Raw genomic sequence first — 19,866 nt, 5'->3', positions numbered from 1 at the left:
AGCAAGGAAAATATACTCTTTGGTCTTGTTAGCCAAGTCAGATCTAAGTGAATAAAACGGCCAGACAATAGGCAAGCACATCATGCAAACGTTTTGTTTATCCTACAGCCTGCATTTACTGTTTATTTCCCACCATTCCCCCTCAACATCCTCCTGCTTTTTATAGACTAAAAAAGAACTGGCTCGATATTTCTTCGCAATATCTGTGCTAACATCTCTCTATTGAAGAAAGGACAAGAAGCTCATTTATGAAGCAACATCTGGTACTTACAGCAGTTGGAACGGACCGTCCAGGCATTTGTAACCAAGTCGTACAGCTCGTTACTCAAGCTGGTTGTAACATAGTCGATAGCCGTATCGCTATCTTTGGCAGCGAATTTACGCTGATCATGCTCCTGACTGGGAACGCCAGCAGCGTGACTCGAGTTGAAACGCAATTGCCCCTGCTTGGCCAAGAACATGACCTTATTACGATCATGAAACGCACAGCGGCGCACGAACTGCTCGATAACAGCTACACCATGGAAGTGTTTATTGAGTCTGAAGACCGCCCTGGGTTAACTGAAAAATTTACTAAGTTCTTCGCTGATCAGCAGATTGGTTTAGACTCTCTTAGCGCGCAAACCATCAGCAAGTCGAAAATTCAACTCGATTCTGACCAGTTTCACATTGCGATTACTGCATCTGTAAGCGCGGATTTTAATTTGATGCAGTTACAAGAAGACTTCGATGAACTTTGTAAGTCGCTCAACGTACAAGGTTCTCTGAATTTCATTAAAAACACACTATAAAGTAAAGGAAATCAAAATGAATACGCTGACAGCAGGCTCGCCAGCGCCAGCCTTCTCTTTGCTCGACCAAGACGGAAATACCGTTTCTCTTGAAGACTTTAAAGGCAAGAAAGTACTTTTCTACTTTTACCCTAAGGCGATGACGCCGGGTTGTACTACACAAGCAAAAGGCCTTCGTGACATCAAAGCTGAACTCGATGCACATAACGTGGTGGTACTCGGCGTAAGCATCGACCCTGTAAAGCGCCTAGGCAAGTTCATCGAGCGCGATGATTTAAACTTCACTCTGCTTTCTGATGAAGACCATGCCGTTGCTGACCAGTTCGGCGTTTGGGGCGAAAAGAAATTCATGGGCAAAGTATACGACGGTCTTCACCGCATTAGCTTTCTGATCAATGAAGAAGGCGTGATCGAACATGTGTTCAACAAGTTCAAAACCAAAGATCACCACGAAGTCGTATTAAACTACTTAAACGAAAACGCTTAAACGCTATTGTTTTTCTACAAACAAAAAGCCCAGCAAACTGCTGGGCTTTCTTTTAACCATCGTACCTTTGGTAACAACTACTCTTGTTCGACAGGTTCGTTTTCTTCCGTGCTTGGTAATGCATGCCATACGGCTTTGACTAATGTCGCTAAAGGAATGGCGAAGAACACCCCCCAAAAACCCCACAGCCCACCAAAGACTAATACAGCCACAATGATAGCAACTGGGTGTAAGTTTACTGCCTCGGAAAACAGAACAGGAACCAACACATTACCATCCAGCGCCTGGATAATACCGTAAGCAAGCAACAACCAATAAAACGGAGGCGTTAAACCCCATTGGAACAAACCAACGATAGCAACAGGTACGGTAACAGCCGCCGCACCGATATAAGGAATCAAAACCGACAGACCAACAGCTACGGCAAGCAACGCCGAGTAACGAAGATCTAAAAGGGCAAAAGTCACGTAGCTCACACCGCCCACGATTAAAATCTCTAACACTTTACCGCGAATGTAATTTGATATCTGCTCGTTCATTTCATGCCAAACTTTATTCGCCAATTTACGGTTTTTCGGCAGAATACCGCTTGCGATTCGCAGCATTTCTTCTTTGTCTTTAAGCAAAAAGAAGATAAGGAGTGGCACTAAGATCAAATATACCGCTAGCGTTGCAATGCTAACTAATGAAGCAAGCGACCCTTTGACGACACTTTCACCCAGCCCCAGTGCTTGGTTTTTGGCGTTCGTCACCACGGTTTCTACTATTTCTAAATTGGCTAGTTCAGGATGGCGCTCTGGCAATGTGACAATAAACTTTTGTAGCCCGTTGTACATGTTCGGAATATCGTTAATTAGATTACCGACCTGAGTCCAAATCGTCGGAACCAAGCCAAACAACGCAATTAACATTAACCCGACAAAGACCAAGATCACGATAATAACCGACAAAGTGCGCGGCACGCCCATACGACACATTTTGACAACTGGCCATTCAAGTAGATAAGCCAAAACGATCGCGACAAGTAATGGCGCAATCAAGTGTCCAAAGAAGTAAATGGTGATAAAGCCAAACAGCAAGATCGCGACGAGACTTACTGCGTGAGGGTCAGAGAAACGTCGTTTATACCAACGACTAACCATTTCAAACATCTTATGCGGATTCCTTATTGAAGACAGTCAATGTGTAGTGCTCTGATGTAGATTGGCAATCAACCGAGTACCCTTGGGCACTAAGATAGTTCACAATGTCTCGTTTAGAGCTGTTGTCCACCACTTGAATGACAAGTTGATGATACTGCTTTGCTTCTCCTTGAAAGACCTCAGCAGCATGACGCTTTGCAAGTAACAGTGCCATAGGACAACGTTGCTCACGCAAATCAAGTAACATGGATTCCATTGTATTGCTCTGCACTTATGATAGGGTTGTATTGTAACGGCTTTTTGAGCTGGTGCTAGCACTTCTGACATGATTTAACCACATGCTGAAATAGCTCGGATGTAAAATAATTTACGAAACCAATTCATTTATTTCCGGTCTTACTGTTAGCTTATATCCTCACGGATAACCAAAACGTATGTGGCGCTGTTAATAGGCTCTCGACCTGTAACCACATGCTTATGTATTTTGGAGAACCTTTTAAACGTATGTTAAAACGCACTCGCTCGCTAGTTTGCTTATGTCTTGCTGCTGCCATCAGTTCGCCGACAACTTATGCCAATAGCATTGACTTGCCAGACATTGGCACAGCTGCTGGTGGCACGCTTTCAATAGACCAAGAGTTGATTTATGGCGACGCCTATATGCGTATGCTCAGAGCCAGTAAACCTATCGTTAATGACCCTGTCATCAATGAATATATTGACTCTCTTGGGCACAAATTAGTGGCCAATGCGAATGATGTAAAAACGCCGTTCCACTTCTTTATGATTCGCGACCGTAATATCAACGCGTTCGCGTTTTTTGGTGGCTATGTAGCGCTGCATTCTGGGTTGTTTCTTCATGCTCGTTCAGAAAGTGAGCTGGCCTCTGTTGTCGCTCACGAGATAGCGCACGTCACACAACGTCATCTTGCTCGGAGTATGGAAGAACAAGCACGCCGCTCTCCGGCCACATTAGCCGCACTTGCGGGGGCACTACTGCTTTCAATTGCCTCACCCGAAGCGGGGATGGCTGCAATTACAGCAGCAACCGCGGGCAACATGCAAAGTCAAATCAACTACACTCGTGCAAACGAAAAAGAAGCGGATCGCTTTGGTATTTCGACACTAGCAAAAGCCGGTTTTGATGTTCAAGCAATGCCAAGGTTTTTTGGCCGTCTTGCTGATGAGTATCGTTATGCGAGTAAACCGCCACCAATGCTCCTGACTCACCCTCTGCCTGAAGATCGAATTACCGATAGCCGTGCGCGAGCAAGAACCTATCCTCCAATGCGTGTTGTGCCTTCAATAGACTATCATCTAGCTCGCGCGCGCATTGTGGCTCGTTACGCTGGCATTGATGGACAAGCCGCCCTGAGCTGGTTTGAGCGAACTCAAAAGAAAGCCTCTGCGGACATTACACCTGCTTTTGATTATGGTCGAGCACTCGTGCATTTAGACAATAAACGCTTATCTCAAGCGGAACCAATTTTGAAAAAGTTACTGGAACAAGACCCAAGTAACCCGTTTTACTTGGACGCTATGACGGATTTATACATCGAGAAGAAGCAGCCAGAAAAAGCAACCGAGATGCTCCGCAAAGCGTTATCTCGTAACCCTCAAAATAAAGTATTGACCATTAACTACGCCAATGCGCTACTTGAGGACAATAAAAACGATCAAGCCACGCGAGTTCTTCAAAGATACACTCATGACTATCCTGAAGATACAAATGGCTGGCACCTAATATCGAAGAGCTACCACGCGCTGGGGCGTAGCGATGAAGAGTTGGCTGCTCGAGCAGAAATTTTGGCATTGCGAGCAAATTGGAATAAAGCGATTCAATATTATAGTGAAGCAAGTAAAATGGCCAAGTTGGGCAGCTTAGAGCAAGCACGATACGATGCCCGTATCGACCAACTCATGATCCAAAGAGATCGATTCATGGCATTACAATAACGAAATGGAGAAAACCATGTCAGTCGTGATTTATCACAACCCTCGTTGCTCAAAGAGCCGTCAAACACTTGAACTGCTTGAGCAAAATGGTGTTACACCGGAAGTCGTCAAATACCTAGACACACCACTTAACGTGGATGAACTAAAAGCGCTGTACGCCCAGCTTGGCTTTTCATCTGTACGTGAAATGATGCGCACTAAAGAAAGTGAATATAAAGAGCTTGGCTTAGGCGAAGACTCCGTCAGCGATGAGCAATTATTCGAAGCAATGGCGAAAAATCCAAAGTTGTTTGAGCGTCCGGTAGTCGTTGCTAACGGCAAAGCAAAAATTGGTCGCCCACCAGAGCAAGTGTTGGATATTTTATAAATGGATTGCCAGATCCTTATTTTGTATTTCAGCCGTCATGGCTCGACAAAACAACTGGCAAGACAAATAGCAAGAGGAGTCGATTCGACTCCTCAATGCCAAGCAGTTTTGCGTACAGTTGAAGAATTGTCACCTCACTCACACTCCCCTTCTGATCCAATTGTTACTCTAGAGGAACTGAAAACGTGCGACGGTCTAGCGTTTGGCAGTCCCGTCTGGTTTGGCAACATGGCTGCGCCTTTAAAGCACTTCTGGGATCAGACTACATCTTTATGGGTCAGTGGTGACTTAATCGATAAGCCTGCTTGTGTCTTTACCTCTTCGTCCTCGATGCATGGTGGTCAAGAAACAACGTTACAAAGCATGATGACCCCTTTATTGCATCACGGGATGATGGTTTTGGGCATTCCTTATTCCGAGCCAGAGTTACACACTACGCAGTCCGGAGGCACTCCGTATGGCGCCAGCAGTGTAGGCCATGAGGCAACCCTAAGCAGTGAAGAGATTCGCCTGGCACAACAATTAGGCAAAAGGCTGGCAACTGCAGCGTTAAAACTAAAAGTCTGTTAGTAAAATCAAGGATAGTTAATCGATGTCTGACTCTTTAGACCAAACACCACTCGGTACACAGGCTAAAACCTATCGTTACCTGGCTTTATTTGGCAACTTAGCCTTATTAGCCTGGGTCGCTATTTGGCAGCTTGCGTTATCCCCTCACCCTCACCTCAGCAGCACAACACTTGCTATTGCTTGGTGTATTCCGCTACTACTTCCGTTACCTGGTATTTTAGCTGGTAAGCCTTACACTCATGCTTGGGCTAACTTTGTTCTTATGCTGTATTTCTTGCATGCGCTGACCATCCTTTATGTGGATGGGGGTGAACGCTGGCTTGCGGCAGTGGAACTGATACTGACTTCACTCGGTTTCGCTGGCAATATTTTGTTTGCTAGAGCGAGAGGCAAAGAGCTAGGTCTTAAGTTGAAACGCCTCTCTCAAGTAGAAAAAGAAGAAAAAGCGAAATTCAATAAATAACGCCAATTGCAGTCAATCACTGATCATTGGTTCGAATACGAATTTAGAAAACAAAAAGAGTCGCTATTGCGACTCTTTTTTATGCTTACCACATTGGTCTTTGATCCTTGCGTTTCATGCCTGGAATGCTACCAAGGCGATTACGATGCCGAGCGCCACTCGTAGATCAAGTCATACTGTTCTCGGACAGGCTCCACAATCATCGGCTGAGTTGGTTGTGTTTCGTCACTTGCTTCTGCCACAACATTTACTGGTACTTCAGGCTGCGCTTCTTTTGGCGTCGCGGCGTCCTTTGCTTCATTACTCTGAACCAATGGCTCTTCTTCTTGAGTTGAAGCTGGGGCATCAACTTCACCTAAAGGATCTTCAAAAACCATTAATTGAGAAATAGAAGAAGCTTCTTTCTCAAAAGCTTGTTGTGATGCCAAAAGGTGGATGTTGAGCGTTAACTCGTCCCCTTGAACACGCTTAATCTCTGTACCCGCAACCGAATTAAGTTGTTTTAACGCATTCTCTAAACGGAAGAAGTCCGTGGCAGAGGTTACATTAAGGACTTTCACTGCTAGCGCTTTTGAAGACTTTCCTGAAACCACAACTGCACTCTTACTTGCATAGTAGTCTGCGATGCCATCCACCATTTCTGCAATAGCATTAGCACCTGATGCAGACCCGCTACGCGGAGAACGTTGCGCTTCTACAATTCTCGTTGGCGACTGGTCGTAGAGTGTCCAACGAATTTGTTCACCTTGAGCTCGGACAACCAAAACGGCGTCAGCTGGGTAGCGCTGGCTAGCTTGACCAATTGGCTCAATAAAGCCGCCCCAAAGATCAGAGACATTAACACCGGTTACATCATCAAAATCCCCAACCGGGATAGTGATTGGTAGGCCTCTTAGTTTCGCTGCGCTACGAAGTGCTGCAACATTTGAAGATTCAGAATGCTCCCACGCAATGTTACGATCGTAACCCTGTTCTTCAACCATCCAAACTAAAATATTGGCACGATTTGGCGACCAAGATGGCAATTGTGCTTGTGTTAAAAGAGAGCTGATTTGGTCGTTGTTAAACAACATTTTTAAGCTCGCTTTTCCATCAACCTGCCCATAGCTCAGTTGAGAAATGTAACGCGCACTTGAGCTAAGTGCCTTTTTAATCACTGGATTGCTTAAAGAGGATTGAGAACCGGTCGCTCGAACAATCACATCCTGCATACCTTGTTGACGAGCCAAAGACTCACCGTCGTTCTGCTCACTGTCGATAACCACTTCGGCACGATAGATATCCACCTGAGTTAATGCATATACTGGTAGGGACAACCAACCTATCAGTAAGAGAGCTAAATAGCGCATAGTTTTTATAATCCTCTGAACAAGAACCCGAATAATAAGCAACTATCAAATCTTGAGCAAGGTAAGTACTGAGTAAATTGTCTGTATTATGACCAGCTTTGTTAACTCGGGCCTCAACCAGCGCTTCAGTGCTATTTTTTATAATAAACTCATTGCTTATTAAGCTATCTCAACAAGTTAGGCTGTCCATTTTTCATCTTCACGCAAGACACGTAAAAGAGGACAATTTGCAAGCAAGCAACTCTCAAAAGTGCTATTTATGGGAAAAATTCAATCGAAAGTTTGATCTATGCAACATTGCAAACGATTGCAGGATGATAGTATTCGCCGGATTTGTCTGCGTATCTTGAAAATAGGGAATTATTATGAAAAACGCGTTACAAGGCGCTCAAATGCTCTTTGTCGCTTTTGGTGCTTTGGTGCTTGTGCCGCTCCTAACTGGCCTTGATCCAAACGTAGCCCTCTTTGGTGCCGGTGTCGGTACTCTCCTCTTCCAGTTAATGACTAAACGTTCTGTTCCCATCTTCCTTGCCTCTTCTTTTGCGTTTATTGCTCCTATTATGTTCGGTATCCAAACTTGGGGTATCGGTGCAACGATGGGCGGCTTGATGGCAGCGGGCTTAGTTTATGTGGCTCTAGGGGCGATGATCAAAGTGCGTGGTGTTGGATTTATCCATAAAATTCTCCCGCCCGTTGTCGTTGGCCCTGTGATCATGGTTATCGGCCTTGGCCTTGCCCCAACGGCAGTGAACATGGCGGTAGGTAAAACTGGTGATGGAGCTGCACAGCTAGTTAATGGTGATGCTGCGATCATTATCTCGGCGGTCTCACTGCTCACAACCATTGTACTCAGCGTTTTTGCAAAAGGCTTTTTGAAGCTCGTTCCTATTGTTGGTGGTATTCTTGCTGGTTACTCTGTTTCTCTATTCTACGGTGTGGTTGATTTCACTCCCGTAGAGCAAGCGGCTTGGCTAGCCATGCCAAACTTCACCGCGCCAGAGTTCAATATCAACGCAATTTTGTTCATGATTCCTGTCGCTATCGCACCTGCGGTTGAGCACGTAGGTGACATGCTTGCTATCTCAAACGTTACAGGAAAAAACTACCTGAAAAAACCAGGCCTTCACCGCACAATCGCAGGTGACGGGGTGGCAACTATCGCAGCTTCGATGGTGGGTGCTCCACCAAACACCACTTACAGTGAAGTAACAGGAGCGGTAATGCTAACCAAAGCATTTAACCCTGTGATCATGACTTGGGCAGCAATCACCGCAATCGTACTTGCATTGGTAGGTAAGCTAGGTGCGGTTCTTCAAACGATTCCAGTTCCTGTTATGGGCGGCATCATGATTCTGCTGTTCGGCTCCATCGCAACGGTAGGCCTCAACACACTGATCAAGAATAACGTTGATTTACATAAGTCTCGTAACCTAGTGATTGTTGCCGTAACACTTGTGTTTGGCATTGGTGGTATGGCTTTCGGTATTGGTGAGTTCAGTCTACAAGGTGTGAGCCTATGCGGTATCGTGGCAATTATTCTTAACCTTGTGCTACCAAACGATTTAGGTGAAAACCACGTTGTGGATAACGCACAAATGGAAGAAGAAAGCGCGAAATAGTTCGTTTGCGCCGCTTTATTAGTTGGCGTGTCTTACTCTTCTCCTCTTGTAGATACAAAAAAGGCTTGGTTTTCACCAAGCCTTTTTCTGTTCAGTCATAGTAATACATCAAAGAATTACTTAGTACCGAAGATCTTATCACCTGCATCGCCTAGACCCGGAACGATGTAGCCTTTGTCATTAAGCTTCTCATCGATTGCCGCAGTGTATAGCTCAACATCTGGGTGTGCTTTTTCTAGCGCTTCAATACCTTCTGGTGCAGCAACAAGTACCAGCACTTTGATTTGGTTACAACCTTTCTCTTTTAGGAGATCGATCGTAGCAATCATAGAACCACCTGTTGCAAGCATTGGGTCAACAACAAGCGCAATACGCTCCTCGATGTTTGAAGCAAGCTTGTTGAAGTAAGGAACTGGCTCAAGCGTTTCTTCATCACGGTAAATACCCACAACACTGATACGTGCGCTTGGCATGTGCTCAAGAACTCCATCCATCATGCCTAGACCTGCACGTAGGATTGGCACTACGGTTACTTTTTTACCTTTAATCTGGTCTACTTCTACCGGACCGTTCCAACCATCAATGGTCACTTTTTCTGTTTCAAAGTCTGACGTTGCTTCGTAAGTAAGTAGGCTACCGACCTCAGTCGCTAACTCACGAAAACGTTTTGTGCTGATGTCACCTTCTCTCATTAGACCAATTTTATGTTTTACTAGAGGGTGCTTTACTTCAACAACTTTCATGTCCATCTCCGGCTATAGTTGGCAATATTTAAACAAACCTTCAGATTATACATGATTTCCACAGGGATATCAGGATAAATCACTAAAGAAAAAAACAGACGCAAACGTTTGCCATCTATGTTTAAGCACTGTTAGAATAGCGCCGTTTTCATATCCAACTTAATACCGAGGACTTCCCTGTGAGTGGTAACAACTCTTCTCTTAGCTATAAAGACGCTGGTGTAGATATTGATGCAGGCAACGCGCTTGTGGATCGTATTAAGGGTGCGGTAAAACGTACTCGTCGCCCTGAAGTTATGGGTGGTATCGGTGGTTTTGGCGCGCTATGCGAATTGCCAACTAAATACAAACAACCTGTACTGGTTTCTGGTACTGATGGCGTTGGCACAAAACTTCGCCTAGCACTGGATATGAACAAGCACGACACGATTGGCATCGACCTAGTGGCAATGTGTGTAAATGATCTTATCGTGCAAGGCGCAGAGCCACTGTTTTTCCTAGATTACTACGCAACAGGCAAACTAGACGTTGATACCGCAGCGGATGTTGTTTCAGGTATCGCAGAAGGGTGTGTTCAAGCAGGTTGTGCCCTAATTGGTGGCGAAACTGCGGAGATGCCGGGCATGTATGAAGGCGAAGACTACGACGTAGCTGGTTTCTGTGTTGGCGTAGTAGAAAAAGAAGACGTGATTGACGGCACGAAAGTCGCTGCTGGTGATGCACTTATCGCTGTTGGCTCAAGCGGCCCACACTCAAACGGTTACTCCCTTATCCGTAAGATCCTAGAAGTATCTGGTGCAGATAAGAGCGAAGAGCTAGCAGGCCGCACTATTGGTGAGCACCTACTGGAACCAACAAAAATTTACATCAAGTCAGCACTTAAGATGATTGAGAAACACGACATCCATGCGATTTCTCATATCACTGGTGGTGGTTTCTGGGAAAACATCCCACGCGTACTGCCTGAAGGCACGAAAGCAGTTATCGATGGTAACAGTTGGGAATGGCCAGTTATCTTCAAGTGGCTACAAGAGAAAGGCAACGTCGACACACACGAAATGTACCGCACATTCAACTGTGGTGTAGGTCTAATCGTCGCACTACCGAAAGACCAGGCAGATGCAGCAGTTGCTCTTCTTAAAGAAGAAGGCGAAAACGCGTGGGTGATTGGTCAAATCGCACAAGCAAACGCGAACGAAGAGCAAGTTGAAATCCAATAATTTGCAAATCGAGCTCAAAAGATAAGAAGAATGAGGACACTAGATGACTAGGTCCTCATTTTGCTATCTAGAACACTAAAAACCATTCTATTAGTAGGTAGTTTAGAAGCTACATAACTCCAACCTACAATACCAAGGCGCTCTCGACATCATGAAAAACCATACCCTAAAAAACATTGTGGTCCTCATCTCGGGTAACGGAAGTAACCTGCAAGCTATCTTGGAAGCTTGCGAAGACAGCATGCCAAACGCACGAGTGGCAGCCGTGTTCTCTAACAAAGCAGATGCTTTTGGTTTAGAACGTGCAAAAAAGTTTGATGTGGACGGTCACTTTGTCGACCCTAAAGCATTCAGATCGCGTGAAAGCTTTGATGCAGAGCTAATGAGTCAAATAGATGAATACCAACCAGACGTGATTATTCTTGCTGGTTACATGCGCATTCTGAGCAGCGCATTTGTTTCTCATTACATGGGTAAGATGATCAATATCCACCCTTCTCTTCTACCAAAATATCCTGGGCTACACACACACCAGAGAGCAATTGATGCTAGCGACAAAGAACATGGTACGAGTGTGCACTTTGTAACGGAAGAGCTTGATGGTGGCCCTGTCATACTGCAAGCAAAAGTTCCTGTGTTCGAAGACGATGATGCTAGTGTACTTGCGGCACGTGTTCAGGCGCAGGAGCACCGAATCTACCCTATGGTGGCTAAGTGGCTGGTAGACGAGCGGTTGATCATGAAGGATGGTAAAGCCTATTTAGATGGCGCAGAGCTTGGCGTACATGGGTACGCCTCAGATGAGTAGCCCTGAATAATAAACTCCAAGCACAAAAGAGCAGCCTGAGGGCTGCTCTTGGTTGTTTTAATACTTATAAACTTGATTCAAGAAAGCCGTAGTGAGACTAGAAACCTAAAACCCAACATTCTAAAAAATCCCATAACCACTTGAGTAACATAACACTCGGAAAGTAGATTCTGAATCTGGTTCGTTCTTCACCGTTCAGACTGACGAGGTGTTTTATGAGAAATTTCTATCAGTTACGTCTTTACAGCAAGCCTTAGCGAGACTAGGACTCTACTACCAGCACTCTAGAAAGTAAGAATGCTCATCCGTATCCGCCCTCGGTTTAAAACGCATAAAAATAAAGCTCGCGATTAAGCGAGCTTTATTTTTATATTCAGAGTAAGAGACCATCACTCTAACGGTTCGGTTGGCGCTTGATTGCCCGGCTTAGCCGCCGCAAACGGCACATTTACCAGTTCAGAGGCATTATTTTTGACTAGTTCACCTAGGTGAAACAAGCCGTATTCGCCAGGTTTCATACGCTGCCAAGCTTCGTTGCCCGTCAAAGGTTGAGTTGCAATCACAGAAACGATGTCGTGTGGCGTTGTTTCTTCTTGGAAGTTAATTTCCACATCTTCATCAAGCAACGCGGCTTTTCCAAACGGTGCGCGTCTTGTGATCCAATACAAATGATTGGTGCAATACGTCATTACATACTCACCATCACTCAGAAGCATGTTAAATACACCCTTCTCTTTTAGCTCATCACAACATTTAGCAACATATAAGAATACCGACTCCATATCCTTTGGTGGCTCAGGATATCGATCTTCCATTTGCTTCAATAACCAGCAAAATGCCAGTTCACTATCTGTCTCACCGACAGGTCGATGTCGACCTGTATGCAAGTCTTGGTAGCCAGAGAGCTGACCGTTATGCGCAAACGTCCAATACCTACCCCACAGCTCACGTGTAAAGGGATGAGTATTTTCTAAATTAACACCACCACGATTCGCCTGTCGGATATGACTAACGACCGCACGACTTTTGATGGGATAATTTTGTACCAACTCTGCTATTTTAGACTCACAACTTGGCTTGGGATCTTTGAAGGTTCGAAAGCCCTTCCCTTCGTAGAAGGTGATCCCCCATCCGTCACGGTGTGGGCCGGTTCGACCTCCACGCTGCATGAGCCCAGTAAAACTGAAACAAATATCCGTTGGAACATTAGCGCTCATACCGAGCAATTCACACATGGTTTAAAAAACTCCCTAACAACACAGCTCGAAACGGTGGCCGTAAACGATTATTCCATCTCTTTTTCGATCAACTGAATGATGATATGAATAATCTTAATATGAATTTCCTGAATGCGGTCTGCATAACCAAAGTGTGGCACGCGGATTTCAATATCTGCAAGGCCTGCCATTTTGCCGCCATCTTTACCTGTTAGCGCAATCGTCTTCATGCCTTTCGCTTGTGCTGCTTCAATCGCTTTCAGGATGTTACCTGAGTTACCTGAAGTCGACAGACCAAACAGTACGTCACCTTTTCGACCAACCGCTTCTACATAACGTGAAAACACGAAGTCATAACCAAAGTCATTACTCACACAAGAAAGGTGGCTTGGATCTGAAATAGCAATACCAGCATAGCCAGGACGATTTTCTCGGTAACGGCCTGTTAGCTCTTCGGCAAAGTGCATTGAATCACAGTGAGAACCACCGTTACCACACGACAATACTTTACAATCTTGCTTGAATGAGTCAGCAATCATTTTCGCCGCTGCTTCGATTTGCGCAATGTTATGGTCATCGCTTAAAAATTTGTTGAGCACTTCAGCAGCTTCGTTTAATTCACTTCTAATCAGATCATGGTACATAAGACGTTCTCTTTATTATTTCGGCTTCAGTCAGCTCTTGACTCACTGAGCAAATTGTTCTGATACCAATTTGGTATCGGACATTTCATAAACCTGAACTCGGGTTTGATTACTCTGAGTTTACCCACAAACGAGAATTAGTGTCGATAGTGAACCAACAGATTTAGATTAGTGATGGTAATAAACTTGTCAACTTGCTCATGAAACCATCACTCAAATCTCAACTTTAGAATTTTAACTCTACTTAGATCACTTTTTATCCAATCTTATGTTTTACATTTCCTTAATATTTTGATTACACTTAAACCAACTGGTTAGACCTCTTACCTAACATACAGACGTACAAAACTTATAAAGTCTGAAAAGGAAAATACATATGGACATCTTGCTCTCAATCATCACGATGGCGATCGTGCTAGGCATTACGCTCTACCACCGCATGTCTCTCGTGAAATCTATTAGCTTACTCACCGCAGCCATGCTAGCTCTTACAGTAGCTGGTACTGTCGGCGTTATTGGTTGGGCTATTTACGTTCTCGCCGCAGCTGTGCTCGCGGTTCCTGGCGTACGTCAGTCTTTAATTAGCCGCAAAGCGTTAGTGCTTTTCAAGAAAGTGCTGCCAGCTATGTCTCAAACCGAAAAAGAAGCGTTAGACGCAGGTACCGTCTGGTGGGAAGCCGAACTATTTAAAGGCAAACCAGAGTGGCAAAAGCTACACGCAATTCAAGCACCTAAGTTAAGTGCGGAAGAACAAGCCTTTTTAGACGGCCCTGTAAATGAAGTGTGCGCCATGGTGAGTGATTTCCAAGTGACCCATGAACTCGCGGACTTACCGCCAGAAGTTTGGCAATACCTGAAAGATCATAAGTTCTTCGCCATGATCATTAAGAAAAAGTACGGTGGTCTGGAATTCTCAGCATACGCGCAATCTTTGGTGCTACAAAAATTAACGGGTGTTTCTGGCGTTCTATCGTCTACCGTTGGTGTTCCTAACTCTTTAGGCCCTGGTGAACTACTGCAACACTACGGTACTGAAGATCAAAAAAATCATTACTTACCGCGTTTAGCTGAAGGTAAGGAAATCCCTTGTTTCGCCTTAACGAGCCCAGAAGCGGGTTCTGACGCAGGCTCTATTCCAGATTACGGTGTGGTCTGCAAAGGCGAATGGGAAGGAAAAGAAGTACTGGGTATGCGCCTGACTTGGAACAAGCGCTACATCACCCTAGCGCCAGTCGCAACGGTACTAGGCTTAGCATTTAAACTTCGCGATCCTGAAGGTTTGCTAGGCGACAAAGAAGATCTTGGCATCACTTGTGCGCTTATCCCAACTGATGTCAAAGGTGTTGAGATTGGTAACCGACACTTCCCACTCAATGTGCCATTCCAAAATGGTCCAACGCGCGGTAAAGACATCTTTGTTCCTATCGATTTCATTATCGGTGGCGAAAAAATGGCGGGCCAAGGTTGGCGTATGCTGGTTGAGTGTCTGTCGGTTGGACGTGGTATCACGCTACCTTCAAACTCAACAGGTGGCATCAAAACTGCGGCAATGGCAACCGGTGCTTACTCACGTATTCGCCGTCAGTTCAAACAGCCGATCGGCCATATGGAAGGAGTTGAAGAACCATTAGCACGCTTGGGTGGTAATGCTTACGTGATGGATGCAGCAAGCAACTTAACCGTTGCGGGTATCGATTTAGGTGAAAAGCCATCAGTAATCTCAGCTATCGTGAAGTATCACTGTACGCACCGCGGCCAGCAAAGCATCATCGATGCAATGGACATCGTAGGCGGTAAAGGTATCTGTATGGGACCTTCTAACTTCCTAGCTCGTGGTTACCAAGGTGCGCCAATCGCGGTAACGGTTGAGGGTGCTAACATTCTAACACGCTCAATGATCATCTTTGGCCAAGGCGCAATTCGTTGCCATCCGTACGTTCTTGAAGAAATGAACGCGGCGTATTCTGAAGCAAGTAATGCTGTCGAGAAATTTGATAAAGCGCTTGCTGGTCACGTGAGCTTTACAATGAGTAACCTAGTGCGCAGTATCTGGTTTGGTTTGAGCGACGGTCTGGGCTCTTCATCACCAACCAAAGATGCAACCAAGCGTTACTACCAACAATTGAACCGTTACAGTGCAAACCTTGCTCTGCTATCGGATATCTCAATGGCAGTGCTAGGTGGCTCTTTGAAGCGTAAAGAGCGTCTATCAGCGCGTCTTGGTGACATTCTAAGCCAGCTATATTTGAGCTCTGCGACGTTGAAACGTTTTGAGCAAGATGGCCGCCCAGTCGAAGATTTACCATTAGTACACTGGGGTCTACAAGACAGTTTGAAACAAGCGGAAGTGGCAGTAGATGAGTTCTTAGCAAACTTCCCGAACAAAGTGATTGGCCGTGCGCTACGCGCGTTAATCATGCCATTTGGTCGCGTACGCAAAGCACCAAGCGATAAACTAGACAGTAAAGTGGCACGCATTCTACAAACGCCAAGTGCAACGCGCTCACGCATTGGTCGCGGTCAATACCTTGAACCAACCGAGCACAACGCAGCAGGTAAGATTGAGCTGGCGCTGTCAGTCATTCTTCAAGCTGAACCTGTGTTTGACAAAGTATGTAAAGCGCAAGGTAAGCGTCGCCCATTCTTACGTTTGGATATGATTGCTCAGGAAGGGCTAGAGCAAGGCTTTATCACGCAAGAAGAAGCCGATCTACTCAGAGAAGCGGAACAGCATCGTCTAGATACAATCAACGTTGACGATTTTGAGCCGGAACTGCTTGCCGCAAAGCCGCTATACCCTCAGATGGATAGTGTCGCGTAACTCTAGAATCTGAGACCACAAACGGGAGTATCAGCTCCCGTTTTTTATTGCTTCCAGAATCGCATTCATAACACCTCACACCACGAAGCCCCTGCGCAATCGCAATAAAAGCCACGCACTCCAATCTTTCCCCCGATTTCCAGTGATAACTAACTCACAGACGTTCCAACTAAGCGGTGTATACTTTAAGTAACTCACTCACATATATGGTAAATCCGTTGGCTAAAATATTACTCGCACAGTGGTTCCCAGGGCTTGTTCAGCTTAAGCATTATCAAAAAGAATGGTTTGTTAACGACTTTAGAGCCGCCTTTTCTGTTGTCGCGGTTGCACTGCCAGTTGCCATAGCTTACGCACAGTTAACTGGTGTATCCGCAATTGTCGGTCTGTATTCGTGTGTACTGCCAATGTTGGTTTACGCCATGATGGGCACATCTCGACAACTCATTGTCGGACCCGATGCAGCAACCTGTGCAGTGATTGCTGCTGTTGTGACACCACTTGCCGCAGGTGACCCCACAAAACATTGGCAGTTGGTTATGACCATGACAGCGATGACGGGGATTTGGTGTGTACTGGCAAGTCGTTTCAAGCTAGGGGTATTTGCAGATTTCCTTTCTCGTCCGATTCTTTTGGGTCTACTCAACGGTGTTGCTCTCACAATTATCGTTGGTCAGTTTGCGAAAGTAGTCGGTTTGAAATACGAGCAACGTTATTTACTGGAACGTTTATGGGAAGCTCCACAACGATTAACCGATCTTCATTGGCCTACTGTAACTCTGAGTATCGTGACAGTTGTCGTTTATTTGCTCACCAAACGCTACCGACCAACTTGGCCTGCTGCCATGCTGGCGATCCTCGTAACTACTGCGTCAGTTTGGTTTTTCCATTTACAAGAGATGGGCGTATCGGTTGTCGGACTCACTCAAGGTGGCTTCCCTCAGTTTCAAACACCGGAGTTTGAGCTAGGTGAAGTTCGTGAACTAGTGGTCCCGGCTCTCAACCTTGCGATTGTCAGTTTTGTTAGCATGATGCTCACCGCCCGCAGTTTCGCTGCTAAAAACGGTTATGATATTGATGCTAATAAAGAGTTTCAGGCGTTGGGTTTTGCCAACATTGCCTCAGCGTTTTCGCAAGGTTTCGCGATAAGCGGCGCTGACTCACGCACAGCCGTCAATGATGCAAATGGCGGTAAATCTCAATTAGTTTCGATTGTCGCCGCAATCACCATTGCCATTATTGCGGTATTTATTTACGAGCCTTTGCAGTTCATCCCTATCGCTTCACTTGGTGTTGTATTGATCATTGCGTCCCTATCGCTGCTCGATCTTAAAGCAATTTGGAAATTAAAATCTCGTGACAAAGATGCATTTTATCTGGCCATCATTACTTTTATTTCTGTGTTGATCGTGGGTGTAATACCGGGGATCACTTTGGCGGTATTGCTAGGGCTGTTTCAATTTTTACGGATTGTCATGCGACCGAGTGATCAGCTACTTGGCTTGGATGAAAAAGGTACCATTCGGACCATCGACGACTCAGGAAAAGCTTCGCCTATTCCTGGAATGGTGATTTACCGCTTTAACTCACCGCTAACTTACTTCAATGCTCCTTACTTTAAACGTAGAGTGTTAGAGCAGGCAGAGCATCACAAAGACGCAAGTTGCGTTGTCATCGACGCCGTATCGAGCTTTACTCACTTGGATCTCAGTGTGATGGCCACTCTGGCAGATATTCACAATACTTTGAAAAAGAGAGGCGTACGTTTAATCCTCGCAGGAAGGAAACGACGTCTTCGTCAATGGTGTGAGCTTACTGGTATCAGCACCAGTGAAGGAGGCATCTTACTGCGAGCTGATATGTACCTTGCCATTAAACTTAGTGGCTGTTACATCAGTGCTGTGGGTGAGGGACAGATTCCTACTGTTCAAAAAGAGCCTGATTTAGAGCAGCCACCCAAACCAATTCCAGAAGTGGCTTAAATAGAAATTTAATATAGAAAACAGGAAATTAAACTCCTGTTTTCTAGTGCTTATCTTCACAGCTGAATACGTGTTATGCCTTTGGCTTAAACTTTTTTGTCATCCCTTGGCTTTTAGGAGCCACCAGCCTATAACCAAGCTTTTCGTAAAAAACTGGTTCATCAGCAATCATAGAAACGTAAGAGCCTTCAAGTGCAACAGAAGAAAGATAACCGTCGATGTATTCCATGACTTTTCTACCTAAACCGTTACCTTGATAATCAGAATCAACGGCAACGTCGACAATTTCGAAGTTACACGCCCCGTCACCAACAACCCGACCCATTGCAATGAGCTTTCCTTCATCCCGAACAGATACGCCATATAACGAATTGGGTAGGCCAATTTCAGCAGCTTTCAACGATTTAGGTGATAGCCCGGCTTTGATACGCATATCACAGTATTCTTTCGGGCTTGGCACATGCTCTTCATATCTTATTGTCATTATGTACTACTCCTTTGTATCACCTTGGAGCTTACATAACTAAACTGTATAAATAAACAGTTAAACGTTGGAAAGATGTTCCCATTAAGCACACAAAGTATCGGGTCTAGAAAAGAAGCCGCCGACAATTCTGACGCCATAATAGATATAAGCTGCTCTGAAGCTAGACATTCCTTTTTCTAAACACGTTTCTCTCAACAACGTATCCGCATGCTTTCGAGCACTTTGAGGCAACACCTCTTCCCTCATGAGTTGGTAAAGAGCATCATGCACTAAAGAAGCTTTCATAATGTTTTTTGTGTCTAACGCTGGCCCACTCGCTCCATCCCATGCATAGCCCTTTTTAATCGTTAACACGCCTTGTTTGGACAAACTAAGAAAAGGGCTGTCATACGCGTTACTCACTGAAATGTGAGTCTCAATCTTTTCTTCAGAATGGAGAGTGTATTTATACTTCTGACGCTTTTTGTATTTCATAACCTAACAGCCTAGCCAACTTCAGTGGGAGGAACGGAGATGACTCTCAAATTAGAGTTTCTCAGAGAGTTTTTTCAAGTAGGACTTAGCAAGCTCATGGTTATCTCTACTCAACCACTTAATACAATCAAAGAGTTCCCAGATCAGGCCTTGATCACCACTGGTATAAACTGGGAAATCTTCATGCTTTGGCGCAGGTTCATCAGTAACCATGCCCGCAATCACATCAGCTTTATCAAATAAAGTCTTAAATGGCTTAGAAAGTTTGAAGGGCTCACAGAGATCTAAACAATGAATCTCTGCACTGGTTAGGTCATTAAAAATGTATTTTTTGAAACACGCATTTTCGTTGTGCTCTCCCTCAAGGCGATAAAAAATGTCTTTATTAGCTTCAAACTGGGTAAAGCAAGGCTCTGAGGCTTTATGGAAGTTGTTTTGAGTAAATACAACAACATCAGCGTCCGAAATACGGTCACCTTGTCCTGATGACAAGGAGCCAAGCAATACCGCGGCAACAACGTCTTTTCCAGAATAAAAGGCATCATAAGCTGACTCAACCAAGGCCTTTTGTCGTGGTAAATGTTCTAGTCCTAACTCTCCAATTGTCATAACTCACTCCGTCTATACGCACTAAAATCAAGTCGAAACGTAAAGAGTATCATGCGAGCTTTATTATGATTAATCAACGTTAAATCATGGTGTTACTTTAAAATAAAATGATTAATG

20 protein-coding genes are annotated in these 19,866 nt (G+C 45.0%); 11 read left to right on the top strand and 9 right to left on the bottom strand.

Going from position 1 to position 19,866, the window contains the following annotated elements; all coding sequences use genetic code 11:
- The first annotated feature begins 248 nt into the window (after positions 1-248).
- Together J4N43_RS04055 and bcp are read left to right on the top strand one after the other, a co-directional pair.
- Positions 249-791: a glycine cleavage system transcriptional repressor gene (locus J4N43_RS04055; RefSeq protein ID WP_005380420.1), complete on the top strand. Its 543-nt coding sequence runs from the start codon at positions 249-251 to the stop codon at positions 789-791.
- Positions 792-807: 16 nt separating this feature from the next.
- On the top strand, positions 808-1,278 hold the full coding sequence (gene bcp, locus J4N43_RS04050; RefSeq protein ID WP_005380418.1) for a thioredoxin-dependent thiol peroxidase: 471 nt from the start codon (positions 808-810) through the stop codon (positions 1,276-1,278).
- A 77-nt stretch (positions 1,279-1,355) separates the two neighbouring features.
- On the opposite strand, the gene J4N43_RS04045 is transcribed toward bcp, so the two are convergent.
- Positions 1,356-2,429, bottom strand: a complete 1,074-nt coding sequence (locus J4N43_RS04045; RefSeq protein ID WP_005389843.1) for an AI-2E family transporter — start codon at positions 2,427-2,429, stop codon at positions 1,356-1,358.
- 1 nt (position 2,430) lies between these two features.
- Positions 2,431-2,667 (bottom strand): sulfurtransferase TusA family protein, encoded by a 237-nt coding sequence (locus J4N43_RS04040; RefSeq protein ID WP_005380414.1) that lies wholly within the window; start codon positions 2,665-2,667, stop codon positions 2,431-2,433.
- 257 nt (positions 2,668-2,924) lie between these two features.
- Between J4N43_RS04040 and bepA the strand changes: the two genes are divergently transcribed.
- Genes bepA through J4N43_RS04020 form a run of 4 tightly spaced genes read left to right on the top strand, consistent with a single transcriptional unit; the run spans position 2,925 to position 5,776 of the window.
- On the top strand, positions 2,925-4,376 hold the full coding sequence (bepA, locus tag J4N43_RS04035) for a beta-barrel assembly-enhancing protease (protein WP_005394337.1): 1,452 nt from the start codon (positions 2,925-2,927) through the stop codon (positions 4,374-4,376).
- A gap of 16 nt (positions 4,377-4,392) precedes the next feature.
- Entirely contained in the window at positions 4,393-4,743 is a 351-nt protein-coding gene (gene arsC, locus J4N43_RS04030) for an arsenate reductase (glutaredoxin) (RefSeq protein WP_005380410.1), read from the top strand.
- The gene (wrbA, locus tag J4N43_RS04025; protein WP_158159742.1) at positions 4,744-5,313 is read left to right on the top strand and encodes an NAD(P)H:quinone oxidoreductase; all 570 of its coding nucleotides are present in this window, start codon (positions 4,744-4,746) and stop codon (positions 5,311-5,313) included.
- 22 nt (positions 5,314-5,335) lie between these two features.
- Positions 5,336-5,776 (top strand): DUF2069 domain-containing protein, encoded by a 441-nt coding sequence (locus J4N43_RS04020; RefSeq protein ID WP_005380407.1) that lies wholly within the window; start codon positions 5,336-5,338, stop codon positions 5,774-5,776.
- Positions 5,777-5,916: 140 nt separating this feature from the next.
- Here J4N43_RS04020 and J4N43_RS04015 read toward each other — a convergent pair whose 3' ends face one another.
- Positions 5,917-7,125: a DUF2066 domain-containing protein gene (locus J4N43_RS04015; protein ID WP_033907510.1), complete on the bottom strand. Its 1,209-nt coding sequence runs from the start codon at positions 7,123-7,125 to the stop codon at positions 5,917-5,919.
- A 365-nt stretch (positions 7,126-7,490) separates the two neighbouring features.
- Here J4N43_RS04015 and J4N43_RS04010 point away from each other — a divergent pair, with 365 nt between their 5' ends.
- On the top strand, positions 7,491-8,744 hold the full coding sequence (locus tag J4N43_RS04010; protein WP_005389855.1) for a uracil-xanthine permease family protein: 1,254 nt from the start codon (positions 7,491-7,493) through the stop codon (positions 8,742-8,744).
- Between the two features lie 116 nt (positions 8,745-8,860).
- On the opposite strand, the gene upp is transcribed toward J4N43_RS04010, so the two are convergent.
- Positions 8,861-9,487, bottom strand: a complete 627-nt coding sequence (upp, locus tag J4N43_RS04005) for a uracil phosphoribosyltransferase (protein WP_005380401.1) — start codon at positions 9,485-9,487, stop codon at positions 8,861-8,863.
- A 179-nt stretch (positions 9,488-9,666) separates the two neighbouring features.
- On the opposite strand from upp, the gene purM reads away from it, so the two are divergent.
- Together purM and purN are read left to right on the top strand one after the other, a co-directional pair.
- Positions 9,667-10,707 (top strand): phosphoribosylformylglycinamidine cyclo-ligase, encoded by a 1,041-nt coding sequence (gene purM, locus J4N43_RS04000; RefSeq protein ID WP_053349811.1) that lies wholly within the window; start codon positions 9,667-9,669, stop codon positions 10,705-10,707.
- Positions 10,708-10,858: 151 nt separating this feature from the next.
- Positions 10,859-11,515 (top strand): phosphoribosylglycinamide formyltransferase, encoded by a 657-nt coding sequence (purN, locus tag J4N43_RS03995; protein ID WP_053349812.1) that lies wholly within the window; start codon positions 10,859-10,861, stop codon positions 11,513-11,515.
- Between the two features lie 389 nt (positions 11,516-11,904).
- Here purN and J4N43_RS03990 read toward each other — a convergent pair whose 3' ends face one another.
- Together J4N43_RS03990 and lpcA are read right to left on the bottom strand one after the other, a co-directional pair.
- The gene (locus J4N43_RS03990) at positions 11,905-12,750 is read right to left on the bottom strand and encodes a class II glutamine amidotransferase (protein ID WP_005385395.1); all 846 of its coding nucleotides are present in this window, start codon (positions 12,748-12,750) and stop codon (positions 11,905-11,907) included.
- Positions 12,751-12,800: 50 nt separating this feature from the next.
- Complete coding sequence (lpcA, locus tag J4N43_RS03985; RefSeq protein WP_053349813.1) at positions 12,801-13,376, bottom strand: D-sedoheptulose 7-phosphate isomerase; 576 nt, start codon at positions 13,374-13,376, stop codon at positions 12,801-12,803.
- A gap of 376 nt (positions 13,377-13,752) precedes the next feature.
- On the opposite strand from lpcA, the gene fadE reads away from it, so the two are divergent.
- Together fadE and J4N43_RS03975 are read left to right on the top strand one after the other, a co-directional pair.
- Positions 13,753-16,197 carry an acyl-CoA dehydrogenase FadE gene (gene fadE, locus J4N43_RS03980; protein WP_158159743.1) on the top strand — a complete coding sequence of 815 codons (2,445 nt, stop codon included), beginning with the start codon at positions 13,753-13,755 and terminating at the stop codon, positions 16,195-16,197.
- A 206-nt stretch (positions 16,198-16,403) separates the two neighbouring features.
- Entirely contained in the window at positions 16,404-18,179 is a 1,776-nt protein-coding gene (locus J4N43_RS03975; RefSeq protein WP_005380390.1) for a SulP family inorganic anion transporter, read from the top strand.
- 73 nt (positions 18,180-18,252) lie between these two features.
- On the opposite strand, the gene J4N43_RS03970 is transcribed toward J4N43_RS03975, so the two are convergent.
- The 3 genes from J4N43_RS03970 to J4N43_RS03960 form a co-directional block, all read right to left on the bottom strand.
- Positions 18,253-18,663, bottom strand: a complete 411-nt coding sequence (locus J4N43_RS03970; RefSeq protein ID WP_005391824.1) for a GNAT family N-acetyltransferase — start codon at positions 18,661-18,663, stop codon at positions 18,253-18,255.
- Positions 18,664-18,747: 84 nt separating this feature from the next.
- On the bottom strand, positions 18,748-19,140 hold the full coding sequence (locus tag J4N43_RS03965; RefSeq protein ID WP_053349814.1) for a DUF1353 domain-containing protein: 393 nt from the start codon (positions 19,138-19,140) through the stop codon (positions 18,748-18,750).
- Positions 19,141-19,191: 51 nt separating this feature from the next.
- Positions 19,192-19,749: a hypothetical protein gene (locus tag J4N43_RS03960; protein ID WP_053349815.1), complete on the bottom strand. Its 558-nt coding sequence runs from the start codon at positions 19,747-19,749 to the stop codon at positions 19,192-19,194.
- Positions 19,750-19,866 lie beyond the last annotated feature (117 nt).

The sequence above is a fragment of the Vibrio sp. SCSIO 43009 genome, assembly GCF_023716525.1.
In the GTDB taxonomy this organism is placed as follows: domain Bacteria; phylum Pseudomonadota; class Gammaproteobacteria; order Enterobacterales; family Vibrionaceae; genus Vibrio; species Vibrio alginolyticus.
The sequence above is the reverse complement of the archived record's forward strand: the minus strand, read 5'-3'. Positions and strand labels throughout refer to the sequence as shown.

What these genes read in the sequence shown, in the direction of transcription:
- J4N43_RS04015 (WP_033907510.1), bottom strand. Translation starts at nt 7,125, where the DNA reads ATGCGCTATTTAGCTCTCTTACTGATAGGTTGGTTGTCCCTACCAGTA.
- bcp (WP_005380418.1), top strand. Translation starts at nt 808, where the DNA reads ATGAATACGCTGACAGCAGGCTCGCCAGCGCCAGCCTTCTCTTTGCTC.
- upp (WP_005380401.1), bottom strand. Translation starts at nt 9,487, where the DNA reads ATGAAAGTTGTTGAAGTAAAGCACCCTCTAGTAAAACATAAAATTGGT.
- lpcA (WP_053349813.1), bottom strand. Translation starts at nt 13,376, where the DNA reads ATGTACCATGATCTGATTAGAAGTGAATTAAACGAAGCTGCTGAAGTG.
- J4N43_RS04040 (WP_005380414.1), bottom strand. Translation starts at nt 2,667, where the DNA reads ATGTTACTTGATTTGCGTGAGCAACGTTGTCCTATGGCACTGTTACTT.
- J4N43_RS03990 (WP_005385395.1), bottom strand. Translation starts at nt 12,750, where the DNA reads ATGTGTGAATTGCTCGGTATGAGCGCTAATGTTCCAACGGATATTTGT.
- J4N43_RS04055 (WP_005380420.1), top strand. Translation starts at nt 249, where the DNA reads ATGAAGCAACATCTGGTACTTACAGCAGTTGGAACGGACCGTCCAGGC.
- J4N43_RS03970 (WP_005391824.1), bottom strand. Translation starts at nt 18,663, where the DNA reads ATGACAATAAGATATGAAGAGCATGTGCCAAGCCCGAAAGAATACTGT.
- J4N43_RS03975 (WP_005380390.1), top strand. Translation starts at nt 16,404, where the DNA reads ATGGTAAATCCGTTGGCTAAAATATTACTCGCACAGTGGTTCCCAGGG.
- wrbA (WP_158159742.1), top strand. Translation starts at nt 4,744, where the DNA reads ATGGATTGCCAGATCCTTATTTTGTATTTCAGCCGTCATGGCTCGACA.
- arsC (WP_005380410.1), top strand. Translation starts at nt 4,393, where the DNA reads ATGTCAGTCGTGATTTATCACAACCCTCGTTGCTCAAAGAGCCGTCAA.
- J4N43_RS04045 (WP_005389843.1), bottom strand. Translation starts at nt 2,429, where the DNA reads ATGTTTGAAATGGTTAGTCGTTGGTATAAACGACGTTTCTCTGACCCT.
- bepA (WP_005394337.1), top strand. Translation starts at nt 2,925, where the DNA reads ATGTTAAAACGCACTCGCTCGCTAGTTTGCTTATGTCTTGCTGCTGCC.
- J4N43_RS03960 (WP_053349815.1), bottom strand. Translation starts at nt 19,749, where the DNA reads ATGACAATTGGAGAGTTAGGACTAGAACATTTACCACGACAAAAGGCC.
- purN (WP_053349812.1), top strand. Translation starts at nt 10,859, where the DNA reads ATGAAAAACCATACCCTAAAAAACATTGTGGTCCTCATCTCGGGTAAC.
- fadE (WP_158159743.1), top strand. Translation starts at nt 13,753, where the DNA reads ATGGACATCTTGCTCTCAATCATCACGATGGCGATCGTGCTAGGCATT.
- J4N43_RS04020 (WP_005380407.1), top strand. Translation starts at nt 5,336, where the DNA reads ATGTCTGACTCTTTAGACCAAACACCACTCGGTACACAGGCTAAAACC.
- J4N43_RS03965 (WP_053349814.1), bottom strand. Translation starts at nt 19,140, where the DNA reads ATGAAATACAAAAAGCGTCAGAAGTATAAATACACTCTCCATTCTGAA.
- J4N43_RS04010 (WP_005389855.1), top strand. Translation starts at nt 7,491, where the DNA reads ATGAAAAACGCGTTACAAGGCGCTCAAATGCTCTTTGTCGCTTTTGGT.